Origin of the sequence: Natronoarchaeum sp. GCM10025321, assembly GCF_042663585.1 — an archaeon.
Lineage (GTDB): Archaea > Halobacteriota > Halobacteria > Halobacteriales > Natronoarchaeaceae > Natranaeroarchaeum.
Genome location: NZ_JBHTAN010000006.1, coordinates 2,439,502 through 2,465,446, shown reverse-complemented (window position 1 = coordinate 2,465,446; position 25,945 = coordinate 2,439,502). Strand labels below are relative to the sequence as shown.

Below are 25,945 nucleotides of genomic sequence, written 5' to 3'. Positions count from 1 at the left end.
TGACGGTTGTGGCCGCGAGCGTGGACCGCAGTTTCTCAGTCTCTATTTACAGGCGTACTGCTGTAATACGATTCGGTTCGACACCCTAACTCGTCCGAGATTGTCGTTTACCTCTCGCAAACGAAAACGGTGAAAAGGCCGGCGTTTCGCCGTCCGACCCCGACTTTCGTTTGCGCTGTGCAAACAGACTACTGGATCTGTGCCGCGTTGACCTCTATTACGTTCGAGGTGTGCTGTACCATTTCGGCGACCTCAGATTCGAGGTACTCGCCCTGCATTCGGCTTTTCGGTCCGGTGACACTGACGGCACCGATCACCTTCCCCTCCTGATCGAGCACCGGTGCTGCAACACACTGCAGTCCTTTGAATACCTCTTCTCTGTCGAACGCGAGACCGTGCTCGCGCACGGTTTCGAGCTGTTCCAGTAACTCCTGCCTATCGGTAATCGTGTTCGGCGTCTGTGCGGGGAGTCCGTGCCGGTCGATGATCTCGTGGACCCGCTCTTCGGGTACATTCGCCAGAATGGATTTTCCCAGTGCCGTACAGTGAAGCGGGTTGCGAGTTCCGACGTACGACGCCGTCTGGACGGCATCCTCGCCGATAGACTTGTACAGATACACGCCCCGCCCGTGCTCCTCGATCATGAACTGGGCGACCTCGCCGCTGTTCTCGGCTAACCGATCGATCTCCTCCTGAACGACCGAGTAGATATCTATCTGATTGCGGACGTACTCGCCCAGGTCGAGAAATCGAAGACTGAGGCGATATTCGTTGTCCCCTTTCTTGACGAGTTCGTTGGATTCGAGTGTGGCAAGGTGGGTGTGGACTGCGCCTTTCGAGACGTCGAGATGGTTCGCGATTTCGGTGACACCTGCTCCGTCGAGTTCTTTGAGCGCGTCGATGATGTCACAGGAGAACTGGACCGCCTGGACAGTTCGTTTTTCCTCCGTTTGCCGGGGTGTTTCGCTCATGTTTCGAACCAGTGATTAATCATTATTAATTGTTTGCATCTCGGAAACGCGGGCCGATTGAACGGGGTATGACCGGAGCGGTGGAGGACGTTGATACTCCCCTCACACCGGGCACTGGAGTCGATAAGACGGTTTGCGTACGAAAAGAGGCGTTTGCCGTGTGCGAACGAGACGTGGTGTCGAGCGGCTGTAAACAGGTGTTTCCGCTACGTCGAGGAGATCATGTACTCGTCTATCGCGTCGCTCCCGGCGATGGCTTCTCGGTTCTTCACTGCCTCGCCCGTCTGGCTGTCGAACAGGTGGAGTCGCTCGGGAGGGAGGTGGACGTAGAGTTCCTGATCGTTGTCGATGATCAGTTCGCCACTGACACTAGCAGTGAACGTTTTGCCGCCGATATCGATGTAGATTATCGACACCTCCCCCATCGGCTCGACGACGTTGACCGAGGCCGGGACCGCGTTGTCCACTGACGGGTCCGCCAGTTCGATATCCTGCGGTCGCACTCCGAGTGTCAACTCGTTGCTGGCGTCTCGTAGTTGGTCGCGGATCTCCGGCTTGAGTTCGTAGCTGAACTCCGGGCCTTCGAGTCGCCCGTTTCGATGGGTGACTTCGAGGAAGTTCATGCTCGGCGAGCCGATGAAGCCGGCGACGAACTTGTTCTCGGGTTGGTGGTAACACTCGAGCGGCGTCCCGATCTGCTGGAGCTCTCCGTGATCGAGAACTGCGATCCGATCGCCCATCGTCATCGCCTCGGTCTGGTCGTGCGTGACGTACACCGTCGTCACGCCGAGATCCTGCTGTAGCTCCTGTAGTTCCGTTCGCATCGTCGTGCGCAGTTTCGCGTCGAGGTTGCTGAGCGGTTCGTCCATCAGGAAGATCTCCGGGTCGCGGACGATCGACCGGCCGAGCGCGACACGCTGTTGTTGGCCGCCTGAGAGCTCTTTCGGGCGTTTGTCGAGCAGTTCGGAGATGTCGAGGATGTCCGCGGCCCACTCGACTTTCTCGTGGCGCTCCTCCTTGGAGAGGTCCGTCGTCATCTTTAGCCCGAACGACATGTTCTTTCTGACGTTCATATGCGGATAGAGCGCGTAGTTCTGGAAGACCATCGCCACGCCCCGGTCCTTGGGCCGTTTGTGAGTGACTTCCTCGCCGTTGAGTTCGATCGTTCCGCTGGACGGCATCTCTAGCCCGGCGAGACATCGAAGCGTCGTCGATTTCCCACACCCCGATGGCCCGACGAGTACCAGAAACTCACCGTCCTCGATACTGATATTCAGATCCTCGACGGCGACGATCTCGTTACTGCCCCCGTCGTCGTACACTTTCGTGAGACCGTTAACGTCAACTGTTCCCATAGATAGTCACCTGATACGCTTGATTTGAAATCCCTGATAATAAATCCCGTGGGTACATCGAGTCCACTACGGCTCGAAGACCGAACGGAGCGCTCCGTCGGCGAGTTCCCACTCGCCAACTGTGGCTCCGTCTTCGCTCCGGTCGAGCGGTTCCCCGTTCACGATCACGTCCGCTGGCGCTTCTGTGACGCCATCGACGTGTAACTCGCAGGTCGGCGTGACGGGATCCGCCTCGACAGTGATCGTCTCGCCGCTCCGTTTGATTCCGAACTCGGCGAGTTTCTCGCGCTGTTCGTCGAAGTAGCGTCCGGCGGCCGCCCCGTCGGCGAGATACGTCCGGAGCGTCAGCCGTTCCGGCGGCCCCTCCTCGATCCGTTCGGTGGCGTCACGCATCGGGAGGACGCTCCCGGCGCGAACGTACAGTGGGACCCGGTCGAGGGGCACCGTCACGTCGAGGTGCTGTTGGCCCTCGTAGCGGTCGTCGCTCCACCAGTCGATCCACTCGCCCTCTGGCAGGTAGACCGAGCGCTCGCCGGACTCGTCGAAGATGGGGGCAACAAGCACCGACTCGCCGAGCAGGTACTGATCGTCGATCTCGTGGGTGCATGGATCGTCCTCGAACTCGAACAGGAGCGGGCGAACGATCGGATAGCCGGTTCGGCTCGTCACTTCGGCTTCGCTGTAGATGTAGGGCATGAGCCGGTATCGAAGCCGAGCGAACTGTTTGAATATCTCGACCGCCTCCTCCCCGAACGCCCATGGCTCGCGCGGCGTCGTGCCGTGACAGCGCGAGTGACTCGACAGGAGTCCGAACTGCGACCATCGGATGTACGTCTCGGTGCTTGGCTCCCCGCGGAACCCACCGATGTCGTGGCTCCAGTAGCCGATCCCCGACAGCGACGCGCTCAGTCCGCCCCGCAGCGCCGCGGCCATCCCGTTGAACGACGTCTGTGGGTCGCCACCCCAGTGGACGGGGAACCGCTGACTGCCGGTCCAGCCGGCCCGTCCCCAGACCAGCGCCTCGTCGTCGCCGTTGACCTCGCCGACCGTCTCGTAGACGGCTTCGTTGTAGAGATACGGGTAGACGTTGTGCATCGCCGTCCCGGAGAGCCCGTTCGCGAAGACCGCGTCCTCGGGGACGTACTCCCCGTAGTCGGTTTTGAACGTGTCGACGCCCATCTCCAGCAATCGGCGGTGTTTGTCCGTCCACCACTCGACGGCGTCCGGGTCGGTGAAGTCTACGATCGCTCCGCGGTAGTCCCCCTGACAGGTGCGCTCCATAACGTAGGGCTTCCCGGTGCCGTCCTCGACGAAATACCCCTCCTCGCGGGCCTCGACGAACGCATCGGTCCCCACCGGGACGTGTGGGTGTTCCCAGAGCGAGAGCCGAAAGCCGTTCTCGTGGAGGTCCTCGATCATCCCCTCGGGATCCGGGAACTGCTCGGTGTCCCAGACCAGATCCGTCGATTTGTTCTCGCGCATCCAGAACGGATCGAGGTGGACCACGTCCGCCGGGATCGACTCCTCCCGGAGGCGGTCGGTGATCCGTTCTAATTGTTCGCGGGACTCGTAGCCGAGTCGCGACATCCAGACGCCGAAACTCCACTTGGGCGGCCTGTCGGGCCGTCCCGTCAGTTCGGTGTACGTACTGTGGATCGTCTTGATCGAGGGGCCGGCAAAGAAGACGAACGAAAACCGGTCGTCCTCGACGCCGACGGTCGCACTCGCAGTCGACTCGACACCGAGGTCGTAGTTGACGCGGTGGGTCGTATCGACCAGCAGGCCGTAGCCCCGCGAGGAGACGTGAAAGGGGATGTTCTTGTAGGCGCGCTCGCTCTCGGTGCCGAGGGGTTCGACGTGCCAGGACTCGATCTCCTGGCCCCGGCGGTCGAACCGCGTGAACTTCTCGCCGAGGCCGTACAGGCGCTCGCCGGGAGCCAGCGAGAACGCCGTCCCCGTCTCCGTAACACGGTGGGGGCCGTGGTTGATCTCCTCTTCACTGAACCCCAGCGGCTCCACGCGGTCGTTGCCGCGGACGTCTCGGTCGTCGCGTTGCTCCTCGAACAGGAGCGTCCCGTCGTCGGCTTCGACCCGGAACGACCACGCGTCGAGACCGACGATTACCCGGAGCGTCTCGGTCCGGACGACGAGGGTGCCGTCGCGCTCTTCCAGTTCGAGGTCGACGTCCTCGCGGACGGCCGCCCGGTCGAACTCGGGGTAGGGGTTCCGATCCTCACCCGCTTCCGGGTTCGCCCGAAGCTCGAACTCGAACGTCGAGGCGTTCAGAAACTGGAGTTCGACCGGCACCGGGCGGTCGTCGCTGTGTGGTCGGGCGAGTTCCCTGTCTACGTCACAGAGTAACTCTATCGCGTTCTCGCTCCGGTCGTACCGCCGGACCCCGCTGACAGTGGTTCGAACCATCGTTCTCTTTCGAGAGACCCGTGGTAAGCATATTAAAGCTATCCTCCGTGTCCCCCCTCGCCGACCACAATCATTATGTTGCTTATCCTGCTCTTGGGGAGTGTACTCATGACCGACGAACCAGACTACCGTATTCCGCAGGGCGGGGGCGTCCCGTGGCGCGATATGGGTGTCGACGAGACGCACCGACCGCCGGACCGGGATATCGAGATCACCGATGTCAAGACGATGGCGATCGCGGGCAACTTCACGTGGGGAATCGTCAAAGTCGAGACGAACACCGAGCACTACGGCCTCGGGGAGACCTTTCGCGCAGAGGCGGCGCTGGATATGGCCGGGCGGATGGACGTCGACCTCGCGGGCGAGAACCCCCTCGATACCGACCGGATCGTCGAACTGCTCAGACAGCGCTACACCGGTTGTGGCCGGATCGGACAGGCGGCGTTCACCGCCATCGAGACTGCCTGTTACGACATCAAAGGCAAACTGCTCGACGTACCGGTGTACGAACTGCTGGGCGGCAAGTACAGAGACGAGATCAAGATATACTGTGACACCCACGGCGGGGAGTCACTCGGCGAGGCCGGTGCACACGACCCGAAGGAGGTCTACACCCCCGAATCGTACGCTCGTGCCGCCCGCGAGGTCGTCGACGAGGGGTTCGACGCGCTCAAGTTCGACCTCGACGTGCCGACCCACGCCGAGTACGACGAGGCGAACCGACGGATGGACAACGAGGCAATCGAGCACAAGGTCTCGCTGGTCGAGGCCGTCCGCGACGAGATCGGATACGACATCGACCTCGGCATGGATCTCCACTGGAACTTCACCACGGAGACCGCGATCCGCCTGGGCAAAAAGCTCGAACCGTACGATCTCGCGTGGCTCGAAGACCCCGTGCCGCCGGAGAAACTCGATGCCCAGCGTCGCGTCACCGAGGCGCTCGATCTCCCCGTCCTGACGGGCGAGAACCTCGTGACCCCGGCCCAGTTCAACACGTACGCCAGTGAGGGAGCGCTGGACATCGCCGCCCCCGACGTCAACAAGTGTGGCGGCCTCGGCGAGATGAAAAAGATCGCCACGATCTGTGATCTCTACGGCATCCCGATCGCTTCGCACAACATCTCCAGTCCGCTCGGGACGGTTGCGGGCGCACATCTCTCGGCGGCGGTGCCGAACTTCCTCTGTATGGAGTGGCACTCTCGGGACGTGCCGTGGTGGAACGACTTCGCAAAGCGCACACATGGCGACGGTCCGATCCTCGAGGACGGCTACATCGACGTCCCCGAGGGCCCCGGTCTCGGCGTCGAGATCGACCGCGACCTCGCCGAGCGATACCTCACCGACGGCTCGGACCTGATCATCTGACTCCTCCTCGGGTAACCGACCGATAGCTTTTTTGAGCTAATCACGCTCCCTGAGAGTGTATGACGAAGCACACTGTGGTGGTTAGCGACCACGACTTCGCCGACCTCTCGATCGAGCGGGACGTACTGGGTGATATCGCCGACGTGCGCGACGCTGGCGGCGACCTCGACACCGAAGACATCGACGCGGACCTGGTCGATGCCGACGCGATCCTCAATCTGCGATACGAGATCGATGGCGACCTGATCAGCCGACTCGACGGCTGCCGGATCGTCGCGCGCTACGGCATCGGCGTCGACAACGTCGATAGCGAGGCGGCGACCGAGGCGGGGATCTACGTGACGAACGTCCCCGACTACTGCCAGGAGGAGGTAGCGACACACGCGCTCTCTCTGCTCCTCGCGCTGTACCGCGGCCTCGCTCGCTACAACGACTCCGTTGCCGCGGGCGAGTGGGAGCGAGGGGTCGCCGCGCCGATCCACCGACTCTCCACGCAGACGCTCGGGGTCGTCGGGTTCGGCGCAATCGGGCGGGCCGTCGCCGACCGGGCGGGGGCGCTCGGCTTCGATATCGTGGCGAGCGATCCGTACGTCGACGCCGAGACGGCGGCCGACCACGGTGCCGACCTCGTCGAGTTCGAGACGCTCCTCGATCGATCGGACGCCGTGACGATCCACTCGCCGCTGGTCGAGGCGACGCGCGGGATGTTCGACGACGCCGCCTTCGAGCGGATGAACGACGGTGCCGTCCTCGTCAACGTCGCCCGCGGCCCCATCGTCGACGGCGACGCGCTCCGGGCGGCGCTAGACGACGGGGAGATCAGGGGCGCAGGGCTCGACGTCTTTCCGGAGGAACCGCCCGCCGCCGACGATCCGCTCCGCACACACGAGCGCGTCGTCGCGACGCCACACGTCGGGTGGTACTCCGAGGAGGCCAACGCCGAGCGACGCCGCCGGGCGGCCGAGAACGTTCGGGCGGGGCTCACCGGCGAGCGCCCGGAGAACGTCGTCAACGAGTTGTAACGGAAAGCGGGCCGCGAAAAACTGGGATTACGCCTTTCCGACCGAGGTCAGTCCTTCGACGATCTTCCGCTGGAACACCAGCATCAACAGGAGCAGCGGGACGATCGACATGAACACGGCGGCGGAGATCGTCGCCCACGGGTACGTGTACTCGCCCTGGTAGAGCGCGATGCCGACGGTGATCGTCCGCATCGAGTCCTCGGTCATGAACGTCAGCGCGAACAGGAACTCGTTCCAGGCGTAGATGAAGACGATGATCGCCGTCGTCGCCATCGCGGGTGCCGAGACGGGCAGGATGATCCGGAAGAGGACGCCGATGTGTGAGAGCCCATCGATCAGTCCGGCCTCCTCCAGCGAATCCGGTAGCTCCTTGAAGTACGCCTGGAAGATCCAGATAGCGAAGGGGAGCTGAAACGCCGAGTAGGGGATGATCAGCCCGAGATAGCTGTTCAGGAAGCCGGTCGAACGCGCCAGATCGAATAGCGGGATCAGTCGCCCGAAGAAGGGCAACATCGCGGAGACCAGCACGATCATCAGCACGTGGAGTTTGTACTCGAAGTCCAGCCGCGAGAGCGCGTAGCCCGCCATCGACCCGAAGACGACGCAGACGATTGCGGTCCCCGAGGCGACGATGAAACTGTTGAACAGATATCGGGCGAACGGTGCCTGTTCGAGCGCGACGACGTAGTTGTCGAGGGTGAGGCTTCGCGGGATGTACTCTACGGGGAACGTGATGATCTCCGATGCCGGCTTGACCGAGGTGATCAGTATCCAGATGATCGGGAAGAACGAGACCAGACAGAGCACGGCAATCGAGCCGTAAAAGCCCAGTAGCTCGCCGATCCGCTGGGGGTTGTAGCGCTCGAACAGCGATCGGTCCTCAGTGTCGATGCTCATACTATCTCACCTCCGGTTCGTACAGCGTCACGACGTAGATTACACATATCACCATCGCGATGAGCGTGATGATCGTCGCCGCGGCAGCGCCCTCACCGAACTGCAGTCGGGTGAATGTCTGACTGTGCGCCCACAGAACGAGCGTCGTCGTCGACTCGCCCGGCCCGCCGCCGGTCAGTCCGTACGGTAGTCCGAACGCCTGAAACGCGGGCAGGGTGCGGAAGATCAGCGCGACGAGGATCACGGGTTTGAGCAGCGGTAGCGTGACGTACCAGAACTGCTTGATCTTGTTCGCGCCGTCGATCCGTGCCGCTTCGTACAGGTTGTCGGGGATGCTCGCGAGTCCGGCCAGCAGGATCAGGGCGACGAACGAACTCGTCTTCCAGATAGTCACGAACAGCATCGACCCCAGAGCGACCTGTGGGTCCGACAGGAACGGGTAGGCCGATTCGAGGATGCCGACCCGGATGAGCAGGTCGTTGATGACACCGTACTCGCCGTGGAACAGCCACGCCCAGATCCGGGCGTTGATGATCGTCGGGAGCGCCCACGGGAACAGGATCGCCGCCTGGGCGATATACTTGCCTCTGAACCCGCGATTGACCAGGAGCGCGAGTCCCAGACCGATCACCATCTCGATGGGCACGCTCCCAAACGTGTAGATCATCGTGACGGTAAACGAGTTCCAGAACGAGGAACTCTGCAGGACCGTGGCGTAGTTCTCTAGCCCGACGAACTGTTGTTCAGCCGTCGGCAGTACGCTCCCCTGATGGAGACTCGTCCATACCGTGTCGATGATCGGGTAGTAAGAGATCACGAACAGATAGGTGAGAACCGGAGCGAGCAACAGGGCTGCCATCTCTCCGTCGGAGAAGCGGAACTGTCTGTATCGTCGGTACCTCGACTGTAAGGCGCTGTTCGCCAGGCGAGAGCCCTCCCCTGACTTTTCTGGCGTGTCGACTGCCATCTATACACATGCAATGCTTGACCGCGCACATAAATCTACGGGCATCGAAGACTGCTGTGAGCGCTGGGTCGAGACGTTTAAATATCCCGGCGAGGTGACGACAAACACAACGCATGTCCGCTGACAGAAGCCGTTTCGGGAGTGTTCGCCGGTCCGTTATCGAACCGACCGTCCGTCGCTGGCTAGCCCTCGATACCGACTGGCAGAGCGTCGTCTGCGCGGTTGGAATCGTTGCGCTCGTCGTCGGCGTCGACATCCCCGGTTCGAAGTGAGACCGTGTCTGACGAGCTCTCTCTGGTGCGCACGGCCCGGGAATACATCCCTGGCCTCTCGCTGTTAGTCGTCGGCGCTGGCCTCGCTCGCGTCGCCGGTGCGCGAGTCCCCGGGGTCAACGAACTGCTGGTCGCAATCGTAATCGGTGTGGTTCTCACGAATGCCGTCGGCATCCCGACGTGGATGCGTCGAGGCGTTCGGACGCACAACCTCTGGCTGGGTGCGGGTATCGTCCTGATGGGCGCGTCGCTCGCGCTCGATACCATCGTCGAGAGCGGGGCCGTCGTCGTGGTCTCCGTCCTCGCGGTCACCCTGTTCACGCTCGTCTACGTCGAAGCGCTTGCGCGAGGCGTCTTCGGTCTCGGCGAGCGACTCGGCTCGTTGCTGGCCGCAGGATCCAGCATCTGTGGGGTCTCCGCGGTCGTCGCGGTCGCCGGTAGCATCGAGGCCAAGGAAGAACACCTCGCCTACGCCGCCGCGACAGTCCTGCTGTTCGACGCCATCACGCTGCTGGCGTACCCGGTGATCGGCCGGGTGCTGGAACTCCCTGCACAGGTGTTCGGGATGTGGGCCGGACTGAGCATGTTCAGTACCGGGCCGGTCGTCGCTGTCGGCTTCGAGCACTCGAGCGCCGCCGGCCAGTGGGCAACGGTGACGAAACTGACCCGGAACGCACTGATCGGCGTCGTCGCGGTCGGCTACGCGACCTACTACGCACGGCGGCGAATGGACACGGACGGCTCCTCGTCCGTCCAGTGGCGCGAACTCTGGGACCGGTTCCCGAAGTTCGTGCTTGGCTTTCTGGCACTGGCGCTGATCGCCAGTGCGGGCGTGTTCTCCGCGGGCCAGCTGGCGTCGATGGAGACTGCCTACGGCTGGCTGTTCCTCCTCGCGTTCGTCGGCCTCGGAACCGACCTCGAACTGCAGAAGCTTCGGTGCGCTGGCGTTCGGCCGGTGCTCGTGGTGTTGCTCGCGTTCGCGACCGTGAGTGTGGTCTCGCTGGCCGGGTTGCTCACCGTCGTCGGCTGATCTGTGGCCGATATCGACCGAACGGTCACGAAACCGCCGGTATAGCAAGCTATTTTACCTCCGAGTCGGCCTGTTCTTCTATGGGTGACTCCCACATCGTAGCAGTCGAACCAGAGGACAATGTCGCCACAGCCATCCGCGAGGTGAGCGAGGGCGAAACAGTGACCGTCGACGTCGGTGACGACGAGGTCGTCGTCGACGTGCTCGAAGACGTTCGGTTCGGTCACAAGATCGCGCTCGAAGAGATCTCGCGCGGCGAGACGATCATCAAGTATGGGCTGAGCATCGGCCAGGCGTCGGAAGATATCGATGCCGGAGAATGGGTCCACGTTCACAACGTGGAGAGCAACTACGGCCGTGGCGACCTCGCTGCGAGCGGCGACTGACTCAGATCGATCATGACTGACTTCCTTGGATACGAACGAGACGACGGGAGTATCGGCATTCGAAACTTCGTCCCGATCATCGCGACGGCACCGTACGCCAACGACACGGTGAAACGGGCCGCGGATATCGTCGACGACGCCATTCCGATCACGCATCCGCTTGGGCGATGCCAGACCAAGCCTGACGTGTTCCAGACGTACCGAACCCTGCTGGGCTACGGGACGCATCCGAACACCTACGGCGCAGTCGTCGTTGCACATGCCGGCGAAATCGTCGACGGCGACGAACTGGCGGGCGATATCGGCGAGACGGGCCGTCCGAGCGCGAGCATCAACATCCACGACGAGCAGGGCGTGATGAACGGGCTCAAAGCGACCGTCAACGCCGCACAGGAGATGGTACAGGACGCCAGCGCTCAGCGCCGCCAGCCACACGACCTCTCGAATCTCACGTTCGGGATCAACTGTGCAACGTCCGACACGACCAGCGGTCTCTGCCAGCACAAGGCGACCGCCGGTGCGGCCTGGCGACTCATCGATCAGGGCGGCTGCGCCGTCTTCGCGGAGACGCCGGAGTTCTTCGGCGGCGAGGAGGACCTCGCAGAGCGGGCGGTCAACGACGAGGTCGCACAGAAGATTCTCGACTACGTCGAGGACTGGGAACAGCGGCTACAGGAGACCGGCTACGACGTCCGTGGCGCACAGCCAACGCCGGACAACATGGACGGTGGACTGACGACAATCGAGGAGAAGGCGCTGGGCGCGCTCGTCAAGTCCGGTGACGGGCCGATCCAGGATCTGGTGGATTACGCCGAGAAGATCCCTGACGAAAGCGGGATGTATATCATGGATACTCCGGGCCACGGTGCTGAATCCGTTACCGGGATCGGCGCGGGCGGCGCACACTTCATGATCATCTCGACCGGGCAGGGTCATACCCTCTCGAATGCCGTCATGCCGACGATCAAGATCACGGGCAACCCCGGGAGCGCAGAGCGCGTCCCCGAGGAGACCGATGTCGACGTCAGCGAGGCGCTGGTCGGCGACGCCTCGATCGACTGGGCGACCGACGAACTCTGGGACGAGATCCTGGATGTCGTCAACGGCAAACAGACGCTGAGCGAGGTGCTCGGCGAGAGCCAGTTCGCTATCCACCGGATCGGCCCCTCCACGTGATCGATGGAGATCGATAGAGACCGCGCCCGTGAGGTGGCCGCAGCGGCCTTTCGGGACCACGGCATCCGAGAGTGTGATGCCGTGACGACGGCGGAGATGCTCGTCACTGCAGAGGCACGCGGGAAGTCCTCGCACGGACTGATCCGGCTTCCCCGATATCTCCGCGGGGTCGAACACGGGAACGTCGATCCGGAGGGGTCGATCGAGATTGCCACCGACGCGGGTGCCGCGAGTACGATCGACGGCGGCGCGCGACTGGGCCCTGCCGTTGCCCAGCACGCGATCGCCGAGGCGATAGAGCGGGCCGAAGAGTACGGTGTGGGGCTGGTCGGGGTCCGAAACTCGACCCACCTCGGGATGCTCGGCTACTACACGAACGAGATCCGCGAGGCGGGCTACGTCGGCATCGCGATGACGAATACGGAGCCAGCGATGCCGCCCCACGGCGGCGCGGAACCGGTCCTCGGGACGAACCCGATCGCGATCGGGCTACCGACCGATCCGCCGTTCAACCTCGATATGAGCACGTCAGCGATCGCACGCGGGTCAATCAACGAGGCCGCCGAACAGGGCGAAGAGATCCCCGAGGGCATCGCGCTCGACGCCAGGGGGCAACCGACCACCGATCCCGAGGCCGCGCTGGACGGGACGATCCTGCCGTTTGGCGGGCCGAAGGGCTCCGGGCTGGCAATCGCCGTCGAAGTACTCGCCGGTGGTCTCGTCGGAGCGGCTATGGGAGAGGACGTCACTGGCACCTACCACACCGAGGAGCCATGCACGAAAGGCGATCTGTTCGTGGTGATCGATCCTGATGCCACCGCGGGCGGATCGTTCGAATCGGAGACGAACGCGTTTCTGGCCTCGCTCAAGCGGATCGAACGGGCGGTCGACGTCGACGAGATCAGGCTTCCCGGCGAGAGATCGGTTCGTGAGGAACGAACTGAGACGATCGAGGTAGGGTCTGACCTCTGGGAGGAGGCGCTCGAACTAGCGGGCGAGACGCGCTAGGGCGTCTGTCCCGAGCCGCGACGCTTTGTTTTCCAATGGTCAGAAAGGGAACAATAGAAAAGATTATTAAGGATATATGCAAAGTATGTGAGTGTATGCCTGACAAACAGAGACGGCAGTTTATGAAAGCAACGGCACTCGGGAGTATGGCAGCGATGGCGGGCTGTCTCGGTGGCGACGACGACGGCACCGATCTGAACTACGTCCATCCGAGCTACTTCGGGGCTGACGCGGAGGATATCGTCCCGATGTTCGAGGAGCAAGAGGACGTTTCGGTGTCGACGCAGTCCTCACCGGGAGATGCCACCTCGACGCGGGAGTACTACGTCAACCAGTTCGTCGCCGAGTCGGGGGATTTCGACATCGGTAATATGGACATCATCTGGCCCGGCGAGTTCGCCAGCAACGGGTGGGCGGCCGAGATGGAGGATCCGGAGGGTCACACCGACAATATGCTCCAGACGCCGGTCGATGCGATGACCATCGACGGGTCGATGTACGGGATGCCGCTCCATACCGACGCCAACGCTCTGTACTACCGGACGGACAAGCTAGAGGAGTACGGCTACGATGGCCCGCCCGAGACGTTCATGGAACTCGTCACTATGGCCCAGGACATCCTTGACCAGGACGACGAGATCGAAAACGGCTACATCTGGCAGGGTGGCACCAACGAGGGCCTCACGATCATGTGGCTCAACTGGGTCTGGGGCATGGGCGGTGAGGTCTACGACGGCGACAGCGTCACCGTCAACAACGAGGAGGGCGTCGCTGCGCTCCAGCACGCGGTCGACCTCATCCACGAGTACGAAATCACGCCGGAGTTTATGCCATCGAGTTCGACGGACGAGAACCGCGAGACGTTCCAGCAGGGCAACACGCTGTTCATGCGTAACTGGCCCTACGCGGTCGCGCTGATGAACGAGGACGGTTCGAGCGTGCAGGATAATTTCACCGTCGCACCGTTGCCGACCTCCGAGGACAACCCCGACGCGCAGAACTCCTGTCTCGGCGGTTGGAACCTCTTTATCAACGCCAACGCGCAGAACGCGGAGCTCGCACAGCAGTTTGCGACGTTTGCTAGCTCGCTCGAGATCCAAGAGCGTCTCGCCCAGGAGCACAGCCGTCTCCCGGTCCGGCAGGAAGTGTACGAGAACGAGGAGATTCGGAACGAGTTCGAGGAACTGACGCTGTTCGAGGACATTCTCGGTCGAACTAACGCACGTCCGGGGCTCGCGGACTACCCGACGTTCTCCGAAATCGTGTTCACGCAGGCCAACAACGCGCTGGTCCAGAGCAAGACGCCGCAGGAGGCGCTCGACGACGCTCAGTCCGAGATCGAAGATCAGATCGACGAAGCCTGAGCACCCCGGTCGTTCGTTTCGGCGGACGATCTGTTACTGCAGTATTTTTAATGGCTCTCATAAAGCCCCGTAGCGTCGGCCCCGAACTACACCGTCACCGACGCCAGCACGGAGTCGTAACAGTGATCGAGCCGTTCTCGCTGTGCGTCGTCGAGTTGGGGGAGCGGTGGAAGCGGCGTGCCGATATCGATCCCGCTGCGGCGGACGAGATGTTTCATCGCCGCGGCGGTCGGGATGTCGTTCATCGTACTCACGACGGGGTTGACGACGCTGTTCATCAACTGTCGTGCATGGTCGTAGTCGCTGTGGCGATAGCTGTCGTACAGCTGTGCGACTGGCCGGGGGAAGACGTTTGCTGGCCCAGCGATCAACCCGCTTGCACCGAGTTCGAGCGATGCTATGGCTAGCTCCGAGGCCCCCTGGAAGACGTCGAAGTCGGATGGCGTCGTTTCGATGACGTCGTAGAGAAAGGTCAGATCTCCCGAGGTATCTTTGAGACCGACGACGTTCGGATGCTCGGCCATCGTCGAGACGAGGTCGACCGAGAGCTCTTCACCGGTCAGGGCTGGGATGTTGTACAGTACGATCGGTAACGAACTGTCGTCCGCGATGGTCTCGAAGAAGCGCTGTAACCCGTCCTGCGTCGTACTCAGGTAGTACGGCGTCACGACGACTGCGGCATCGACGCCCGCGGCGTCGGCGTCTCGAATGTGCTCAGCGACGTCGCCCGCGCTGGTGTGCCCACAACCGGCCAACACGGGGACGTCGTCCGCGCTGTCGACGACGGTTTCCAGCACGTTCGACCGCTGTGCCCGTGTGAGACTGGGGAACTCTCCGATCGAGCCACAGGGAAAGAGACCGTGGACACCGCCGTTGATCAGATAGCTCGTGTACTCCGCCAGTGCATCGGTATCGATGTCCCTGCCAGTCGTCGGGGTCGGCATGGGACAGACTGTCCCCTCAAGTCGCATGAATGGATGCTTGTATATCTGAGATAAAAACGTTTGTGTTCAACCCGGGGGGATGATACCGGTCACTGATACAAACGTTTATGAGAAATCGGTGACAACCGTGTTAACGAAACTCATGAGCGTCGAGATCGAACTTCACGACGAGCGTATACTGATCGATGGGGAGTGGGTCGATGCTGACGAACGCACGGACGTTCTGCATCCGTACGACGGCGACAAAGTCGGCTCCGTACCGGTCGCAAGCACAGAACAGGCCGAAGCGGCGGTCCAGGCGGCCCATCGCGCCGTCGAAGCGTCGGACCTCTCCGCCTATCAGCGGTACGAACTGCTCTACCGGACCGCGGAGTTGCTCGAAGAGGAAGCCGAAGCGATGGCGCGGCTGATGACGGCCGAACAGGGGAAACCGATCACCGAATCTCGCGGCGAGGTCGACCGGGCGATCCAGACGCTCCGACTTTCCGGTGAGGAGGCAAAACGGATGTTCGGCGAGTACGTCCCGATGGACGCCCAGAAGGGGTTCGCTCGGACGCACGCGTTTACCCAGCGAGAGCCACTGGGTGTGGTCGCCGCAATCACGCCGTTCAACTTCCCGCTGAACCTGATGGTACACAAGGTCGCCCCCGCGCTGGCCGCGGGCAACGCTGTCGTCGGGAAGCCAGCGTCGAACACGCCGCTGGTCTCGATCAAACTGTTCCAGTATCTGGATCAGGCGGCCACCGAACTCGACGCCCCGGACGGACTGGTCAACGTCGTTACTGGGAAGGGGAGCACCATCGGCGACGTGTTTCTGGACAGCGACGAGGTCGAGGCCATCTCCTTTACCGGCAGTACCGGTGTCGGCAAGTACATCGCAAACAACAGCGGGATGAAAGAGCTCACGCTGGAACTCGGCGGCAACGACCCCACCATCGTCTGGGACGACGCCGATATCGACTCGGCCGCCGCACAGGTCGTCGGCGGCGCGTGCTCGAACGCCGGCCAGGTCTGTAACAGCGTCGAGCGCGTGATCGTCCACGACTCCATCGAGGAGGAACTCGTCGACGCGATGGTCGAGCACACCGAAGCGCTCACTTTCGGTGATCCGTTCGACGAGGAGACGAGTATCTCCGCCCTCATCGACGACGGTGCGGCCGAGAAGGTAAAGCGGATCTTCGAGGAGACGGTCGAGGCAGGCGCAACCGTCGAGTGCGGCGGCGAGTACGATGGCCGTCATTTCGAGCCAACCGTTCTCTCGGGCGTCACACCGGAGATGCCGGCCGCCAGCGAGGAGGTGTTCGGCCCGCTCGTCCCCGTCATCAGCGTCTCCGATTTCGAGGAAGCGCTCGAAGAGGCCAACAACACCGAGTACGGTCTCGAAGCCGGAATCTTTACGCAGGATATCGACCGGGCGAAACGCGCGGCGGATCGGATCGACGCCGGGGGCGTGAACGTCAACACCGTCAGCGGGTTCCGCGCCGATCACATGCCCTACGGCGGCTTCAAAGACAGTGGCATGGGCAAAGAGGGCATCAAGTACGCGCTCGATCACTTCTCCCGGGAGAAACTCGTCGGCTTCCACAGCGGCAAGAACGCCTGAGAGTCGATCCCGGCCCCACTGCTATCGGACCGACGTCTCCGTGAATTTTGCGCGCGTGTCGACGCGCCGCTCGCCGACGATATCGAACTCCCGGGCGAGTGCGGTCTTCGCCGCGGACGGTCCGACCCGTATCTCGACTGTCCCCGGTTCGATGACGGGGATCAGCTCCCGGTCGTACAGGGCTAGCTGTTCGGTCGGCACGGCGAACGCCACCGTCTTTGCCTCCCCCGGGGCGAGTTGGACCCGCTCGAACCCGACGAGCTGTCTGGCCGGTCGGATCCGGCTCGCGACGACGTCCCGTGCGTACACCTGTGGGACTGCCGCACCCGGTCGATCACCGACGTTCTCGACCGTCACCTCGACGGTGACGCGGTCGCCGGCGGCGACCGACGATGGCGTAATCGACAGCTCGCGATACCGGAGCTCGGTGTAGCTTTCGCCGTGGCCGAACGGGTAGAGCGGCTTGGCGTCGCCGAACACGTACTCGTAGTCGGCGCTTGGGGGCTTGCGATTGTAGTGGACCGGCAACTGGCCGACCGACCGCGGGATCGAGACTGGGAGCCTCCCGCCGGGGGTCTCCCGGCCGAACAGGACGTCCGCAATCGCCCGGCCGCCCTCCTCGCCGGGAAGCCAGGCCTCGACGACCGCCCCGACGTTCTCGGCGATCCACTCGGTCGCGAGCGGGCGTCCGTTGACGAGGACGACGACGACCGGCGTCCCGGTTTCGTGTACGGCCCGGACGAGTTCGTCCTGTCGGCCGGGGAGCCCCAGATCCGCCCGGTCGAGGCCTTCGCCCGCGGTCGCGGTCGTCTCCCGCTCGACATCGATCCCCGAGGACCCGCCCAGAAAGAGGACCGCTATCTCGGCGTCGTCGGCCGTACGTACCGCCTCTTCGATCTCGGAATCAGTCCGATCCCTGACGTCACAGCCTCTGACGTGGCTGATCGTTGTCTCGTCGGGGACGACCTTGCGGATCCCATCGAGCGGTGTGACGACCTCGACGCCGCTATCGCGCGATTCGGCGGCCGCATAGGCGTAGTTGCCGAGCAGATGGCGCGGGGCATCGGCGTTCGGCCCGAGGACGGCGAGGGTGTCGGTCCCCTCGTCGAGCGGCAGTAGCCCGTCGTTCTGTAACAGCACGAGCGATTCCGTGGCGGCCTCGCGTGCGACGGACCGGGCGTGAGCACCAGTCGCCGCTCCAGTGGCCTCGAAGACATCGAGGTCGTGGCTGTCGGCAGGGGGCGGATCGAGCAGTCCCAACGTCTCCTTCTGGTGGAGATGACGACTCACCGCCTGCTCTACCCTGCGTTCTTCGACGTCGCCGTCTGCGACCGCGGCCACCAGTGGATCTCCGAAACACTCGCGCTCGGGAAGTTCGACGTCGATGCCGGCGTTGATCGCTACCGCGGCCGCTTCCTGTCTGTCGGCGGCGACCCCCTGCTTCGACTGCAGGAGATCGATCCCGCGGCCGTCCGAGACAACAGTCCCGTCGAACCCCCACTCCTCGCGCAAGAGCCCGGTCAGCAGGCTATGCGAGGCGTGACAGGGGATCCCGTCGATGTCGTGGTACGCGGCCATCACCGAAGCGGCGTCGGCCTGTCGTATACCTGCCTCGAAGGGAACGCAGGCTCCCTCTCGAAGCTTCCGGGGCGAGACGTCGGCCGAGGCCCTGTTCCGTCCCCCTTCGCCCCCGCCGTGGCCGACGAAATGTTTCAGCGTGGCGTGTACCGTCTCGTCGCCTGCATCCTGTAACCCCTCGACATAGGCGGCGGTCATCGCCGCAGCCAGAGACGGGTCCTCCCCGTAGGTCTCCTCAGTTCGGCCCCATCGGGGGTCGCGACTGAGATCAGCGACGGGCGAGAGCGTCAGATCGATCCCGATTGCGGATAGCTGTTCGGCGGTCGTCGCCGCGACTCGCGTGACCAACTGTGGGTCCCACGTGCTCGCGAGTCCGATACTCTGTGGAAAGACGCTCCCGCCCCGTCCCGCGTAGCCACACAGGCTCTCCTCGCGGACGATTGCCGGGATGCCGAGGCGCGTCTCCTCACGCAGGAACTGCTGGATGTCGTCGATGACTTCGGCGAGGTCCGCGGGCGGGAGATGACTCTCGCGGCCGACGCGGGTCACACGTCCGATGCCGTCTCCGAGTACGTCCTCGGCCTTTCTCGCCGCGAACTCTCCGTCCTCGAGCACCGCCCCGATCCGCACGGTCCCGATCTGTGCGACCTTCTCTTCCAGCGTCATCCGCTCTACGAGGTCAGCGACACGGCTATCGGACTCCGGGTGCTCGCCCATACAGGGAAAATACGGGAGCAGCACTTTGCTCTACTCATTGCAGAGAATATTGACGCCTCGTCTCAGAGATCGACCCACTCGCGGCGGTCGGCGGCCCGATAGATCGCTTCCATCGTCTCGACGTCGGTCAGGCCGTGCTCCCCATCGGGGTGGATCGTTGCGTCCAACCGCAGTCGGTCGGCGAAGTAATCGAACTCCTCGCGCATCTGATCGACTTTCTCTAGCTCGACCGAGAGTCGCCCGTCGCCTCGCGAGACGTGCAGCGCGCGCGTCTGATTCTGGAAAAACGCCGGTTCGACGGCCACGTAGCCATCAGTACCGGTGATCCGTAGCGTGCTGGACTGGCGCGCGTTGTGGCTCGCCGCACAGGTCGCGTAGACGTCGTTGGGGAACTCCAGCGTGCAGGTGACGCTCTCGTCGACCTCGTCGAACGCCCCGTGAGAACTCCGCGTCCGGCCGGTGGCGGCCACCGGATCCTCGCCGAGGACGAACCGGGTCGTATTCAGCGGATAGAGTCCGATATCGAACAGCGCGCCGCCGCCTGCGAGTTCCTCGTCCAGTCGCCACTGCTCCGGATCCGGATTGACGTGTTCGAGCATCCGCTGGCTCATCGAGCCGTACACCTCGACCGGATCGCCGATCAGCCCCGCGTCGATTACCTCGCGCATTCGCCGCACTGCTGGCTCGGTGTGCATGCGGTAGCCGATCATTAGCGGGACGCCGGCATCCTCGCAGACGTCGATCATCGTCCGAGACCGTTCGGCGTCACGCTCCATCGGCTTCTCACAGAGCACGGCTTTTCCGTACTTCGCCGCCGTCTCGGTGTAGGTGAGATGCAGGGCGTTGGGAGTGCAGATGTAGACGGCGTCGTACAGGTCGGTGGCGGCACCGTCGTGGAACTCGTCGTAGCTGATCCCGCGCTCGACTGTCGTGAACTCCCCCGCGACACGTTCTGCCTTCTCCGTGGTGCTGCTGACGGTCACCGTCGGAGTGCAACTATCGCTGTCGAGCAGGGCGGGTAAGGCCCGTTCGCGGGTGAACCAGCCGATCCCGATCACGGCGAACCGGACGGGGTCGGCTGTGTCGGGATCGATCGTCTGCCAGTCACGGCTACAGCCCCGGTCGAGTATCGACTCAAGCTCCATGTCCAGCCGTACACTCTCACTACCGGCAGTTAAAACTGACTGGCGGATCCGTAGTTTTACGTTCGAGTCCCGATACCGCTCTCCCATGGAGCCAGAGGACATGGACTGCAAACTGTGTGAGTATCCCGGGGCAGGACCGGTAGTGTGCCCGAAATGCGGGGCGGAACTCGACGCCGTTCTGGTCGAGGAGTGGGACGACGGTGGTGTCACGGTTCACTGCCCAGTCTGTCGCAAGCCAGTCGAAAGCGTCCTCGACGCCGGCCGCATCGCACACGGCGAGTGAGTACGTGGTGCGCACGTCGACAAGGCTACAGAATTATATAAATACTGGAAATACTCTTAAAGTATAGAAAATAATATATTTATCGTCTTCGTAGACGGTCTACTGCATCCCTGCCGGAGAAATTAGTTCAAACAACATTTTAGACTGGTTACAACGCCTAAATTGCTCTTATATCTTCCAAACTACAGGTATACTCGCTATGATTTCCCGATTGTAACTGCTCGGAATCAAATGTCATTATGAGCCCGTAAAGCACACCATACAAGATAAAAACGATGTTAACAGCTTACTCTCCGTCTATAGGATACATATCCCGAAAATCGGCTCTCGCATTCTTATACAAAATCTATATATAAACTTATTCTTATATAATTGCTATACCGCAGCTACTCGGCACTGTCGGGTACGCAGGTTTATATCGAATCGGGCGGCGACCCCACTCGTGCGCTGACAACTGCCCCGGAGCGATCCGTGACGGTCTCCGTCGTCGAGGACTGCCTCAGAAGTGTGCGGCACGTCGCTCCGCTCGTGTTCCCGCCGCCTGTTCGCCCTACTCCGCGGTGACGGACAGTCCCCTCGCCGTCATCTCCTCACAGGCGTCCGGCCACTCCATCGTGATCCTGCTCCAATTCGATCCGGCGTCTCTCGACCGGAACAGTCCGGTGTTCGATAGCGCGTAGAACTCGCCGGTTCGCTCCCCCGCCGTCAGCACGTAGCGATAGACGGCCTCGCCGGTCGGGAGTCCGCTTCCAGCGGTGGCTGCCTCGCCGATCCGGGACCACTCGCCATCTCCACGACGCCGGTAGACGTAGGATTCGGGGCTTCTGTGCGCCGATCTCGCCCCTTTCGCCGCGGAGACGAGTACGGTATCCGGATCGCCCGGATCGGTGGCGACGCTCCAGACGTATCGGTGGTGTAGCCCGTCCTGTGGATGGTTCCACGAGGCACCTCCGTCGTCCGACTCGGCGTAGCCGTCGGCGGCGGCGTACACCCGGCCGGGCGCATCGGCATGTGTGGCCAGCTGGTGATTGTCCAGCCGCGCGCCTTCGGGCCGGTCGGTCCAGGTCGCTCCGCCGTCACGGCTCACCAGCAGTGCGCCGGCCTCGATCCCGACGTACACTCGATCGGCGTCGTTCGGATCCTGTTCGATCCAGCGAACATGATGGGTGTTCGGTCGCGGCGGGAACGACCATTCGTCGGCCGAGGGAAGCTCCGACAGGCCGTCGACCTCGTCCCAGCTTTCGCCGGCGTCGGTGGACTGGAACACCCGGCTCGGCTCGGTTCCGACCCAGAGCTCCGCCGGGTCGTGTGACGAGAGCGCCACTGCGGTCACTGCGTCCGGCAGCACGTCCCCACCGATCCGCTCCCAGGACTCGCCATCGCCGGTTCGGAACAGTCCGGCGTCGAACGTCCCGCAGAACGCGTGCTCCTCGTTGGCAGTGACACACTCTATCTTGTGCCCGGACAGCTGTTCACTCGTCCGGGATATCCCTGTCCGAACGCAGAAAAGTCGATCCCGCATCGCCGCGTAGATGCGCATATCCTCTTCTCGGTGTCGGGCCGTGATAATCGTTCGGTACAACGGCTCGACCGGAATCTCCTGCATCCAACCGGTTCACTCCCGCGATGGGGGTTAGTCGCTACTCGGCTCGGGCTCCGCAGGTTCGTCGACGGGTTCGTCAGCGCCGCGGAGCCGTGCCCACAGTATACTCAGCGGGACTGTGAGTTTCTTCGCCCAGCCCAGTTTCACGAGGCCGTACTGGCTGAGGGTCCCGAGGACGACGACCGCGAGGAACGTCGGCGTCGGATCGAACAACACCGGCGAGGGATCGAGCTCCGTGGCCGCCTCGGTGAACGCGTCGATGGTCCACGCCTGGGTCACTAGTGCCCCCCCGACGAAGGCCATCAGAATCGGCAGGACCTTTTTGAACAGCAGTCCCGCGGCCGCCGCACCGACGATGCCGCCGAACATCGTGATCCCGACGGACTCGACGCCCAGCGAGGACCCGGAGAGGCCGACGGTCGTCGCGGCGACGTAGGAACCGAGCAGGAACCCCGGAATTGTCGCGACGGTCGTGATGAGGGAAAACGCGAGGAAGACGCCGACGATTCCGGCGACGAGTGCAGCGCCGGCCAGCATCAGTGGCTCCAGAGCGAGGTAGCCTGCGATGAAGTAGCCGGCAGCGGCTCCCGAAAGGAACCCGACGAGAGTGACGGTGTATTTGAACAGCGCAGCGCCCGCGAACGCGAGGACGATCCCCACTGCTATCAGCCCGATTTCGAGTGGAGTCATGGAACGTAGTTGGTAGACTATCCGCAAATACCTTTGGCTAACCGTTACTATCGTTGAACAACCTGACATGTACAGAATCGAACAATGGAAGCTGCTCCTCGTACCGGTGGGACGGTATCCCGCTCGCCTCAGTCGTCTGACGCTGCCGCGGCGATCTCGCGATCCGATCGTGGCCCGTCAAGATCGACGTCCGGTAGCAGGTCGCGCAGGTAGCGACCCGTGTGTGAGTCGTCGTTCCGGGCGACGGCCTCTGGCGTCCCCATCGCGACGATCCGACCGCCGTTCTCGCCACCCTCCGGACCGAGGTCGACGACGTTGTCGGCGTTTTTCACCAGATCGAGTTCGTGCTCGACGACGACGACGGTGTTGCCGTTGTCGGTCAGCCGCTGGAGAACGTCGATGAGTTTTCGCTCGTCGGCCGAGTGGAGTCCGGTCGTCGGCTCGTCGAGCAGATACAGCGTCTCGCCGGTCTGTTTTTTGCCAAGTTCCTCGGCGAGTTTGATGCGCTGGGCCTCGCCACCCGAGAGCGTCGTCGAGGGCTGGCCGAGTTTCATGTAGTCGAGGCCCACGTCTTTTAACAGTTTGAGACGGCGCTCGATCCGCGAGTCGTGTCTGAAGAAGTCGTAGGCCTCCTCGACGGACATGTCCAGCACGTCGGCGATCGTCTTGCCCTTGTACTCGACGTCGAGGGTCTCGTCGTTGTAGCGCGCACCGTTGCACTCCTCGCAGGGGACGTAGACGTCCGAGAGGAAGTTCATGTCGATCTTGACGGTCCCCTGCCCACCACACTCCTCGCAACGGCCGCCCTTGACGTTGAACGAGAACCGCCCTCTCTCGTAGCCCCGACGCTTCGAGAGTTCGGTCTGGGCGAACAGTTCGCGGATGTGATCGAAAACGCTCGTGTAGGTCGCGGGGTTCGACCGCGGCGTCCGACCGATCGGGCTCTGGTCGATGAGCCGGACCGTCTCGATACCTTCGAGACCGGATATCGCGTCGTGATCGCCGGGATCGACGCTCGTGTTGTCGTTCATCTCGCGAGCCAGTCCCTTGTACAGCACCTCGTGCATCAGCGTCGACTTCCCGGAGCCTGAGACGCCGGTGATCGCAGTGAAACAGCCGATCGGCAGGTCGACGTCTAGATCGTCGAGGTTGTGCTGCCGTGCCCCTTCGATGGTGAGGTGGCTGTCGGGGTCGCGTCGCTCGTCGGGGACTGGTATCTTCGTCCTGCCCGCGAGATAGTCGCCCGTGATCGATTCGTCGGCCGCCATGACCGCCTCGACGTCGCCCTGTGCGACGACCTCGCCGCCGCGCTTGCCGGGGCCGGGGCCGAGGTCGATGACGCTGTCGGCCCGGTGCATCGTCTCCTCGTCGTGTTCGACGACGAGCAGGGTGTTGCCCAGATCCCGAAGCTCTTCGAGGGTGTTCAGTAGCCGGTCGTTGTCCCGCTGGTGGAGGCCGATCGACGGCTCGTCGAGCACGTAGAGCACGCCGACCAGGCCGGAGCCGATCTGGGTCGCCAGCCGGATCCGCTGGCTCTCGCCGCCCGAGAGCGTCGACGCCTCCCGGTCGAGCGTCAGATACTCCAGGCCGACCTCGCACATGAAGCCAAGCCGTGCGCGGATCTCCTTGAGGATCTCCTCGGCGATCTTTCGGTCGCGGTCGGACATGTCTGCCTCCATCTCCTCGAAGTGCGCGAGCGCGTCGCCGATGCTCATCCGGTTGGCCTCCGTGATTGCGGTGTCGTCGACGAGCACCGCCCGTGAGGCGTCCTTGAGCCGGGTGCCCTCACACGCCGGGCACTCGGTGACGGACATGTACTTCTCGATGTGGTCGCGGGTGCCCTCGCTATCCGTCTCGACGTATCGCCGTTCGAGGTTCGGAATGACCCCCTCGAACCGTTTTCGTTTCTGTCGAGTGCCGTTTTTCGTCCGGCGTTTGAACAGCACTTCCTCGCTCGTCCCGTAGAGGAACGCCTGCCGGACTGCTGCTGGAAGCTCCTCGAACGGTGTCGACAGCGAGACGTCGAAGTGTGCCGCGACGGCATCGAGGCGGGTCTGGTAGTACGAGCGGTTGTAGCTCCACGCCTCGAAGACGTGTTTCAGCGGCTTCGCGGTGTCCTGTACGACCAGTTCCTCGCTGACCTCCTTGGTCTCGCCGATCCCCTCACACTCCGGGCAGGCCCCGTGTGGGGAGTTGAACGAGAACGAACGCGTCTCGATTTCGGGGAGATCGATCCCGCACTCAGTGCAGGCCAACTCCTCCGAGAACTCGACGACGCGGCGTTCCTCGGCGGTATCGTCCTTCTCGCCGCCCGTTCCCAGATCGCCGGTCGACCGCGCGGTTGCGCCGACATCGATCTCGTCGGGCGGGTTCGGAAGGATGACCTTCAGCACGCCATCTGCCTCCTCCAGTGCGGTCTCGACGGAGTCGGCGATCCGCGAGCGAGCATCTGGTGCGATCTTCACGCGGTCGACGATCACGTCGACCGTATGGTCGAAGTTCTCGTCGAGATCGGGTTTGTCGAGTGTCAGGTCGTACTCCTCGCCGTCGACCTCGACGCGGGAGTACCCCTCGCCGACGAGTTCGTCGAACAACTCCTCGAAGGCACCTTTCTGGTCGCGGACGACCGGCGCGGCGAGTTTCGCCTTCGTCCCTTCGGGGAGATCCAGCAGGCGCGACACCATGTTCTGGGCGCTCTGCTCGCCGACCTCTCTGCCACACTCCGGACAGTGTGGCGTCCCGACGCGGGCGTACAGCAGGCGCAGGTAGTCGTGTAACTCGGTGACGGTCCCGACCGTCGATCGGGGGTTGTTCGCCGCGTTCTTCTGGTCGATCGAGATCGCGGGCGAAAGCCCCTCGACCGTCTCGACCTGTGGCTTGTCCATCTGCCCGAGGAAGTTCCGTGCGTAGGCAGACAGGCTCTCGATGTAGCGGCGTTGTCCTTCCGCGTAGACGGTATCGAACGCGAGCGAGGACTTTCCCGAGCCCGAGAGCCCGGTGACGACGGTGAACTGCTCGCGTGGAATCTCGACGTCGAGGTCCTTGAGGTTGTTCTCCTCGGCTCCTCGGACCTCGATGTAGTCCTTGCTCATTCTGGCCGGAGTACGGACCGGATCCGTGTATACCCGTCGGTTCCGGTTCCTCG

Annotated in this window: 21 protein-coding genes; 10 read left to right on the top strand and 11 right to left on the bottom strand. The window is 63.0% G+C overall.

The genetic code is table 11. From position 1 onward, the window contains the following. Positions 1–188: 188 nt before the first annotated feature. The 3 genes from ACFQL3_RS15525 to yicI all read right to left on the bottom strand — a co-directional run bounded on the left by ACFQL3_RS15525 (position 189) and on the right by yicI (position 4,747). Positions 189–971, bottom strand: coding sequence for an IclR family transcriptional regulator (locus ACFQL3_RS15525; protein ID WP_377055919.1), 783 nt, complete (start codon positions 969–971; stop codon positions 189–191). Between the two features lie 206 nt (positions 972–1,177). Then, complete coding sequence (locus tag ACFQL3_RS15520) at positions 1,178–2,326, bottom strand: ABC transporter ATP-binding protein (protein ID WP_377055917.1); 1,149 nt, start codon at positions 2,324–2,326, stop codon at positions 1,178–1,180. Positions 2,327–2,392: 66 nt separating this feature from the next. After that, on the bottom strand, positions 2,393–4,747 hold the full coding sequence (yicI, locus tag ACFQL3_RS15515) for an alpha-xylosidase (RefSeq protein ID WP_377055915.1): 2,355 nt from the start codon (positions 4,745–4,747) through the stop codon (positions 2,393–2,395). A 108-nt stretch (positions 4,748–4,855) separates the two neighbouring features. On the opposite strand from yicI, the gene ACFQL3_RS15510 reads away from it, so the two are divergent. Both ACFQL3_RS15510 and ACFQL3_RS15505 read left to right on the top strand, forming a co-directional pair. Then, entirely contained in the window at positions 4,856–6,115 is a 1,260-nt protein-coding gene (locus tag ACFQL3_RS15510; RefSeq protein ID WP_377055912.1) for a mandelate racemase/muconate lactonizing enzyme family protein, read from the top strand. Between the two features lie 59 nt (positions 6,116–6,174). Continuing rightward, the gene (locus tag ACFQL3_RS15505) at positions 6,175–7,137 is read left to right on the top strand and encodes a C-terminal binding protein (RefSeq protein ID WP_377055910.1); all 963 of its coding nucleotides are present in this window, start codon (positions 6,175–6,177) and stop codon (positions 7,135–7,137) included. A gap of 27 nt (positions 7,138–7,164) precedes the next feature. On the opposite strand, the gene ACFQL3_RS15500 is transcribed toward ACFQL3_RS15505, so the two are convergent. Both ACFQL3_RS15500 and ACFQL3_RS15495 read right to left on the bottom strand, forming a co-directional pair. Beyond that, positions 7,165–8,034, bottom strand: a complete 870-nt coding sequence (locus tag ACFQL3_RS15500; protein ID WP_377055908.1) for a carbohydrate ABC transporter permease — start codon at positions 8,032–8,034, stop codon at positions 7,165–7,167. Between the two features lies 1 nt (position 8,035). After that, positions 8,036–9,001, bottom strand: coding sequence for a carbohydrate ABC transporter permease (locus tag ACFQL3_RS15495; RefSeq protein WP_377055906.1), 966 nt, complete (start codon positions 8,999–9,001; stop codon positions 8,036–8,038). 113 nt (positions 9,002–9,114) lie between these two features. Between ACFQL3_RS15495 and ACFQL3_RS15490 the strand changes: the two genes are divergently transcribed. The 6 genes from ACFQL3_RS15490 (at position 9,115) to ACFQL3_RS15465 (ending at position 14,237) form a co-directional block, all read left to right on the top strand. Next, positions 9,115–9,273, top strand: a complete 159-nt coding sequence (locus ACFQL3_RS15490; protein WP_377055904.1) for a hypothetical protein — start codon at positions 9,115–9,117, stop codon at positions 9,271–9,273. A gap of 4 nt (positions 9,274–9,277) precedes the next feature. Continuing rightward, the gene (locus ACFQL3_RS15485; protein WP_377055902.1) at positions 9,278–10,303 is read left to right on the top strand and encodes a YeiH family protein; all 1,026 of its coding nucleotides are present in this window, start codon (positions 9,278–9,280) and stop codon (positions 10,301–10,303) included. An 80-nt stretch (positions 10,304–10,383) separates the two neighbouring features. Next, complete coding sequence (locus ACFQL3_RS15480) at positions 10,384–10,689, top strand: UxaA family hydrolase (protein ID WP_377055899.1); 306 nt, start codon at positions 10,384–10,386, stop codon at positions 10,687–10,689. A 12-nt stretch (positions 10,690–10,701) separates the two neighbouring features. Then, the gene (locus tag ACFQL3_RS15475; RefSeq protein WP_377055897.1) at positions 10,702–11,865 is read left to right on the top strand and encodes a UxaA family hydrolase; all 1,164 of its coding nucleotides are present in this window, start codon (positions 10,702–10,704) and stop codon (positions 11,863–11,865) included. A gap of 3 nt (positions 11,866–11,868) precedes the next feature. Continuing rightward, positions 11,869–12,873 carry an Ldh family oxidoreductase gene (locus tag ACFQL3_RS15470; protein ID WP_377055895.1) on the top strand — a complete coding sequence of 335 codons (1,005 nt, stop codon included), beginning with the start codon at positions 11,869–11,871 and terminating at the stop codon, positions 12,871–12,873. 95 nt (positions 12,874–12,968) lie between these two features. Next, a complete protein-coding gene (locus tag ACFQL3_RS15465) occupies positions 12,969–14,237 on the top strand; it encodes an ABC transporter substrate-binding protein (protein ID WP_377055893.1) in 1,269 nt (422 codons plus the stop codon). A gap of 86 nt (positions 14,238–14,323) precedes the next feature. Here the strand turns inward: ACFQL3_RS15465 and ACFQL3_RS15460 are convergent, their stop codons facing one another. Continuing rightward, on the bottom strand, positions 14,324–15,208 hold the full coding sequence (locus ACFQL3_RS15460) for a dihydrodipicolinate synthase family protein (protein ID WP_377055891.1): 885 nt from the start codon (positions 15,206–15,208) through the stop codon (positions 14,324–14,326). A 115-nt stretch (positions 15,209–15,323) separates the two neighbouring features. Here ACFQL3_RS15460 and ACFQL3_RS15455 point away from each other — a divergent pair, with 115 nt between their 5' ends. After that, entirely contained in the window at positions 15,324–16,784 is a 1,461-nt protein-coding gene (locus ACFQL3_RS15455) for an aldehyde dehydrogenase family protein (RefSeq protein ID WP_377055889.1), read from the top strand. Between the two features lie 21 nt (positions 16,785–16,805). Here the strand turns inward: ACFQL3_RS15455 and ACFQL3_RS15450 are convergent, their stop codons facing one another. Together ACFQL3_RS15450 and gfo6 are read right to left on the bottom strand one after the other, a co-directional pair. Further along, positions 16,806–19,079, bottom strand: coding sequence for a glycoside hydrolase family 3 N-terminal domain-containing protein (locus ACFQL3_RS15450; RefSeq protein WP_377055887.1), 2,274 nt, complete (start codon positions 19,077–19,079; stop codon positions 16,806–16,808). A 62-nt stretch (positions 19,080–19,141) separates the two neighbouring features. Then, positions 19,142–20,224 (bottom strand): D-xylose 1-dehydrogenase Gfo6, encoded by a 1,083-nt coding sequence (gene gfo6, locus ACFQL3_RS15445; protein WP_377055885.1) that lies wholly within the window; start codon positions 20,222–20,224, stop codon positions 19,142–19,144. An 85-nt stretch (positions 20,225–20,309) separates the two neighbouring features. Here gfo6 and ACFQL3_RS15440 point away from each other — a divergent pair, with 85 nt between their 5' ends. Then, complete coding sequence (locus tag ACFQL3_RS15440) at positions 20,310–20,507, top strand: hypothetical protein (protein WP_377055883.1); 198 nt, start codon at positions 20,310–20,312, stop codon at positions 20,505–20,507. Positions 20,508–21,057: 550 nt separating this feature from the next. Here the strand turns inward: ACFQL3_RS15440 and ACFQL3_RS15435 are convergent. The 3 genes from ACFQL3_RS15435 to uvrA form a co-directional block, all read right to left on the bottom strand. After that, complete coding sequence (locus ACFQL3_RS15435) at positions 21,058–22,047, bottom strand: WD40/YVTN/BNR-like repeat-containing protein (RefSeq protein WP_377055881.1); 990 nt, start codon at positions 22,045–22,047, stop codon at positions 21,058–21,060. 93 nt (positions 22,048–22,140) lie between these two features. Next, complete coding sequence (locus ACFQL3_RS15430) at positions 22,141–22,800, bottom strand: phosphate ABC transporter permease (protein ID WP_377055879.1); 660 nt, start codon at positions 22,798–22,800, stop codon at positions 22,141–22,143. A 128-nt stretch (positions 22,801–22,928) separates the two neighbouring features. Continuing rightward, on the bottom strand, positions 22,929–25,892 hold the full coding sequence (uvrA, locus tag ACFQL3_RS15425; protein WP_377055877.1) for an excinuclease ABC subunit UvrA: 2,964 nt from the start codon (positions 25,890–25,892) through the stop codon (positions 22,929–22,931). Positions 25,893–25,945 lie beyond the last annotated feature (53 nt).

Coding starts and splice junctions, on each gene's coding strand:
- ACFQL3_RS15455 (WP_377055889.1), top strand. CDS start 15,324: ATGAGCGTCGAGATCGAACTTCACGACGAGCGTATACTGATCGATGGG.
- ACFQL3_RS15470 (WP_377055895.1), top strand. CDS start 11,869: ATGGAGATCGATAGAGACCGCGCCCGTGAGGTGGCCGCAGCGGCCTTT.
- uvrA (WP_377055877.1), bottom strand. CDS start 25,892: ATGAGCAAGGACTACATCGAGGTCCGAGGAGCCGAGGAGAACAACCTC.
- ACFQL3_RS15490 (WP_377055904.1), top strand. CDS start 9,115: ATGTCCGCTGACAGAAGCCGTTTCGGGAGTGTTCGCCGGTCCGTTATC.
- ACFQL3_RS15465 (WP_377055893.1), top strand. CDS start 12,969: ATGCCTGACAAACAGAGACGGCAGTTTATGAAAGCAACGGCACTCGGG.
- ACFQL3_RS15510 (WP_377055912.1), top strand. CDS start 4,856: ATGACCGACGAACCAGACTACCGTATTCCGCAGGGCGGGGGCGTCCCG.
- ACFQL3_RS15495 (WP_377055906.1), bottom strand. CDS start 9,001: ATGGCAGTCGACACGCCAGAAAAGTCAGGGGAGGGCTCTCGCCTGGCG.
- ACFQL3_RS15440 (WP_377055883.1), top strand. CDS start 20,310: ATGGAGCCAGAGGACATGGACTGCAAACTGTGTGAGTATCCCGGGGCA.
- gfo6 (WP_377055885.1), bottom strand. CDS start 20,224: ATGGAGCTTGAGTCGATACTCGACCGGGGCTGTAGCCGTGACTGGCAG.
- ACFQL3_RS15430 (WP_377055879.1), bottom strand. CDS start 22,800: ATGACTCCACTCGAAATCGGGCTGATAGCAGTGGGGATCGTCCTCGCG.
- ACFQL3_RS15505 (WP_377055910.1), top strand. CDS start 6,175: ATGACGAAGCACACTGTGGTGGTTAGCGACCACGACTTCGCCGACCTC.
- ACFQL3_RS15520 (WP_377055917.1), bottom strand. CDS start 2,326: ATGGGAACAGTTGACGTTAACGGTCTCACGAAAGTGTACGACGACGGG.
- ACFQL3_RS15500 (WP_377055908.1), bottom strand. CDS start 8,034: ATGAGCATCGACACTGAGGACCGATCGCTGTTCGAGCGCTACAACCCC.
- ACFQL3_RS15525 (WP_377055919.1), bottom strand. CDS start 971: ATGAGCGAAACACCCCGGCAAACGGAGGAAAAACGAACTGTCCAGGCG.
- yicI (WP_377055915.1), bottom strand. CDS start 4,747: ATGGTTCGAACCACTGTCAGCGGGGTCCGGCGGTACGACCGGAGCGAG.
- ACFQL3_RS15460 (WP_377055891.1), bottom strand. CDS start 15,208: ATGCGACTTGAGGGGACAGTCTGTCCCATGCCGACCCCGACGACTGGC.
- ACFQL3_RS15435 (WP_377055881.1), bottom strand. CDS start 22,047: ATGCGCATCTACGCGGCGATGCGGGATCGACTTTTCTGCGTTCGGACA.
- ACFQL3_RS15450 (WP_377055887.1), bottom strand. CDS start 19,079: ATGGGCGAGCACCCGGAGTCCGATAGCCGTGTCGCTGACCTCGTAGAG.
- ACFQL3_RS15475 (WP_377055897.1), top strand. CDS start 10,702: ATGACTGACTTCCTTGGATACGAACGAGACGACGGGAGTATCGGCATT.
- ACFQL3_RS15480 (WP_377055899.1), top strand. CDS start 10,384: ATGGGTGACTCCCACATCGTAGCAGTCGAACCAGAGGACAATGTCGCC.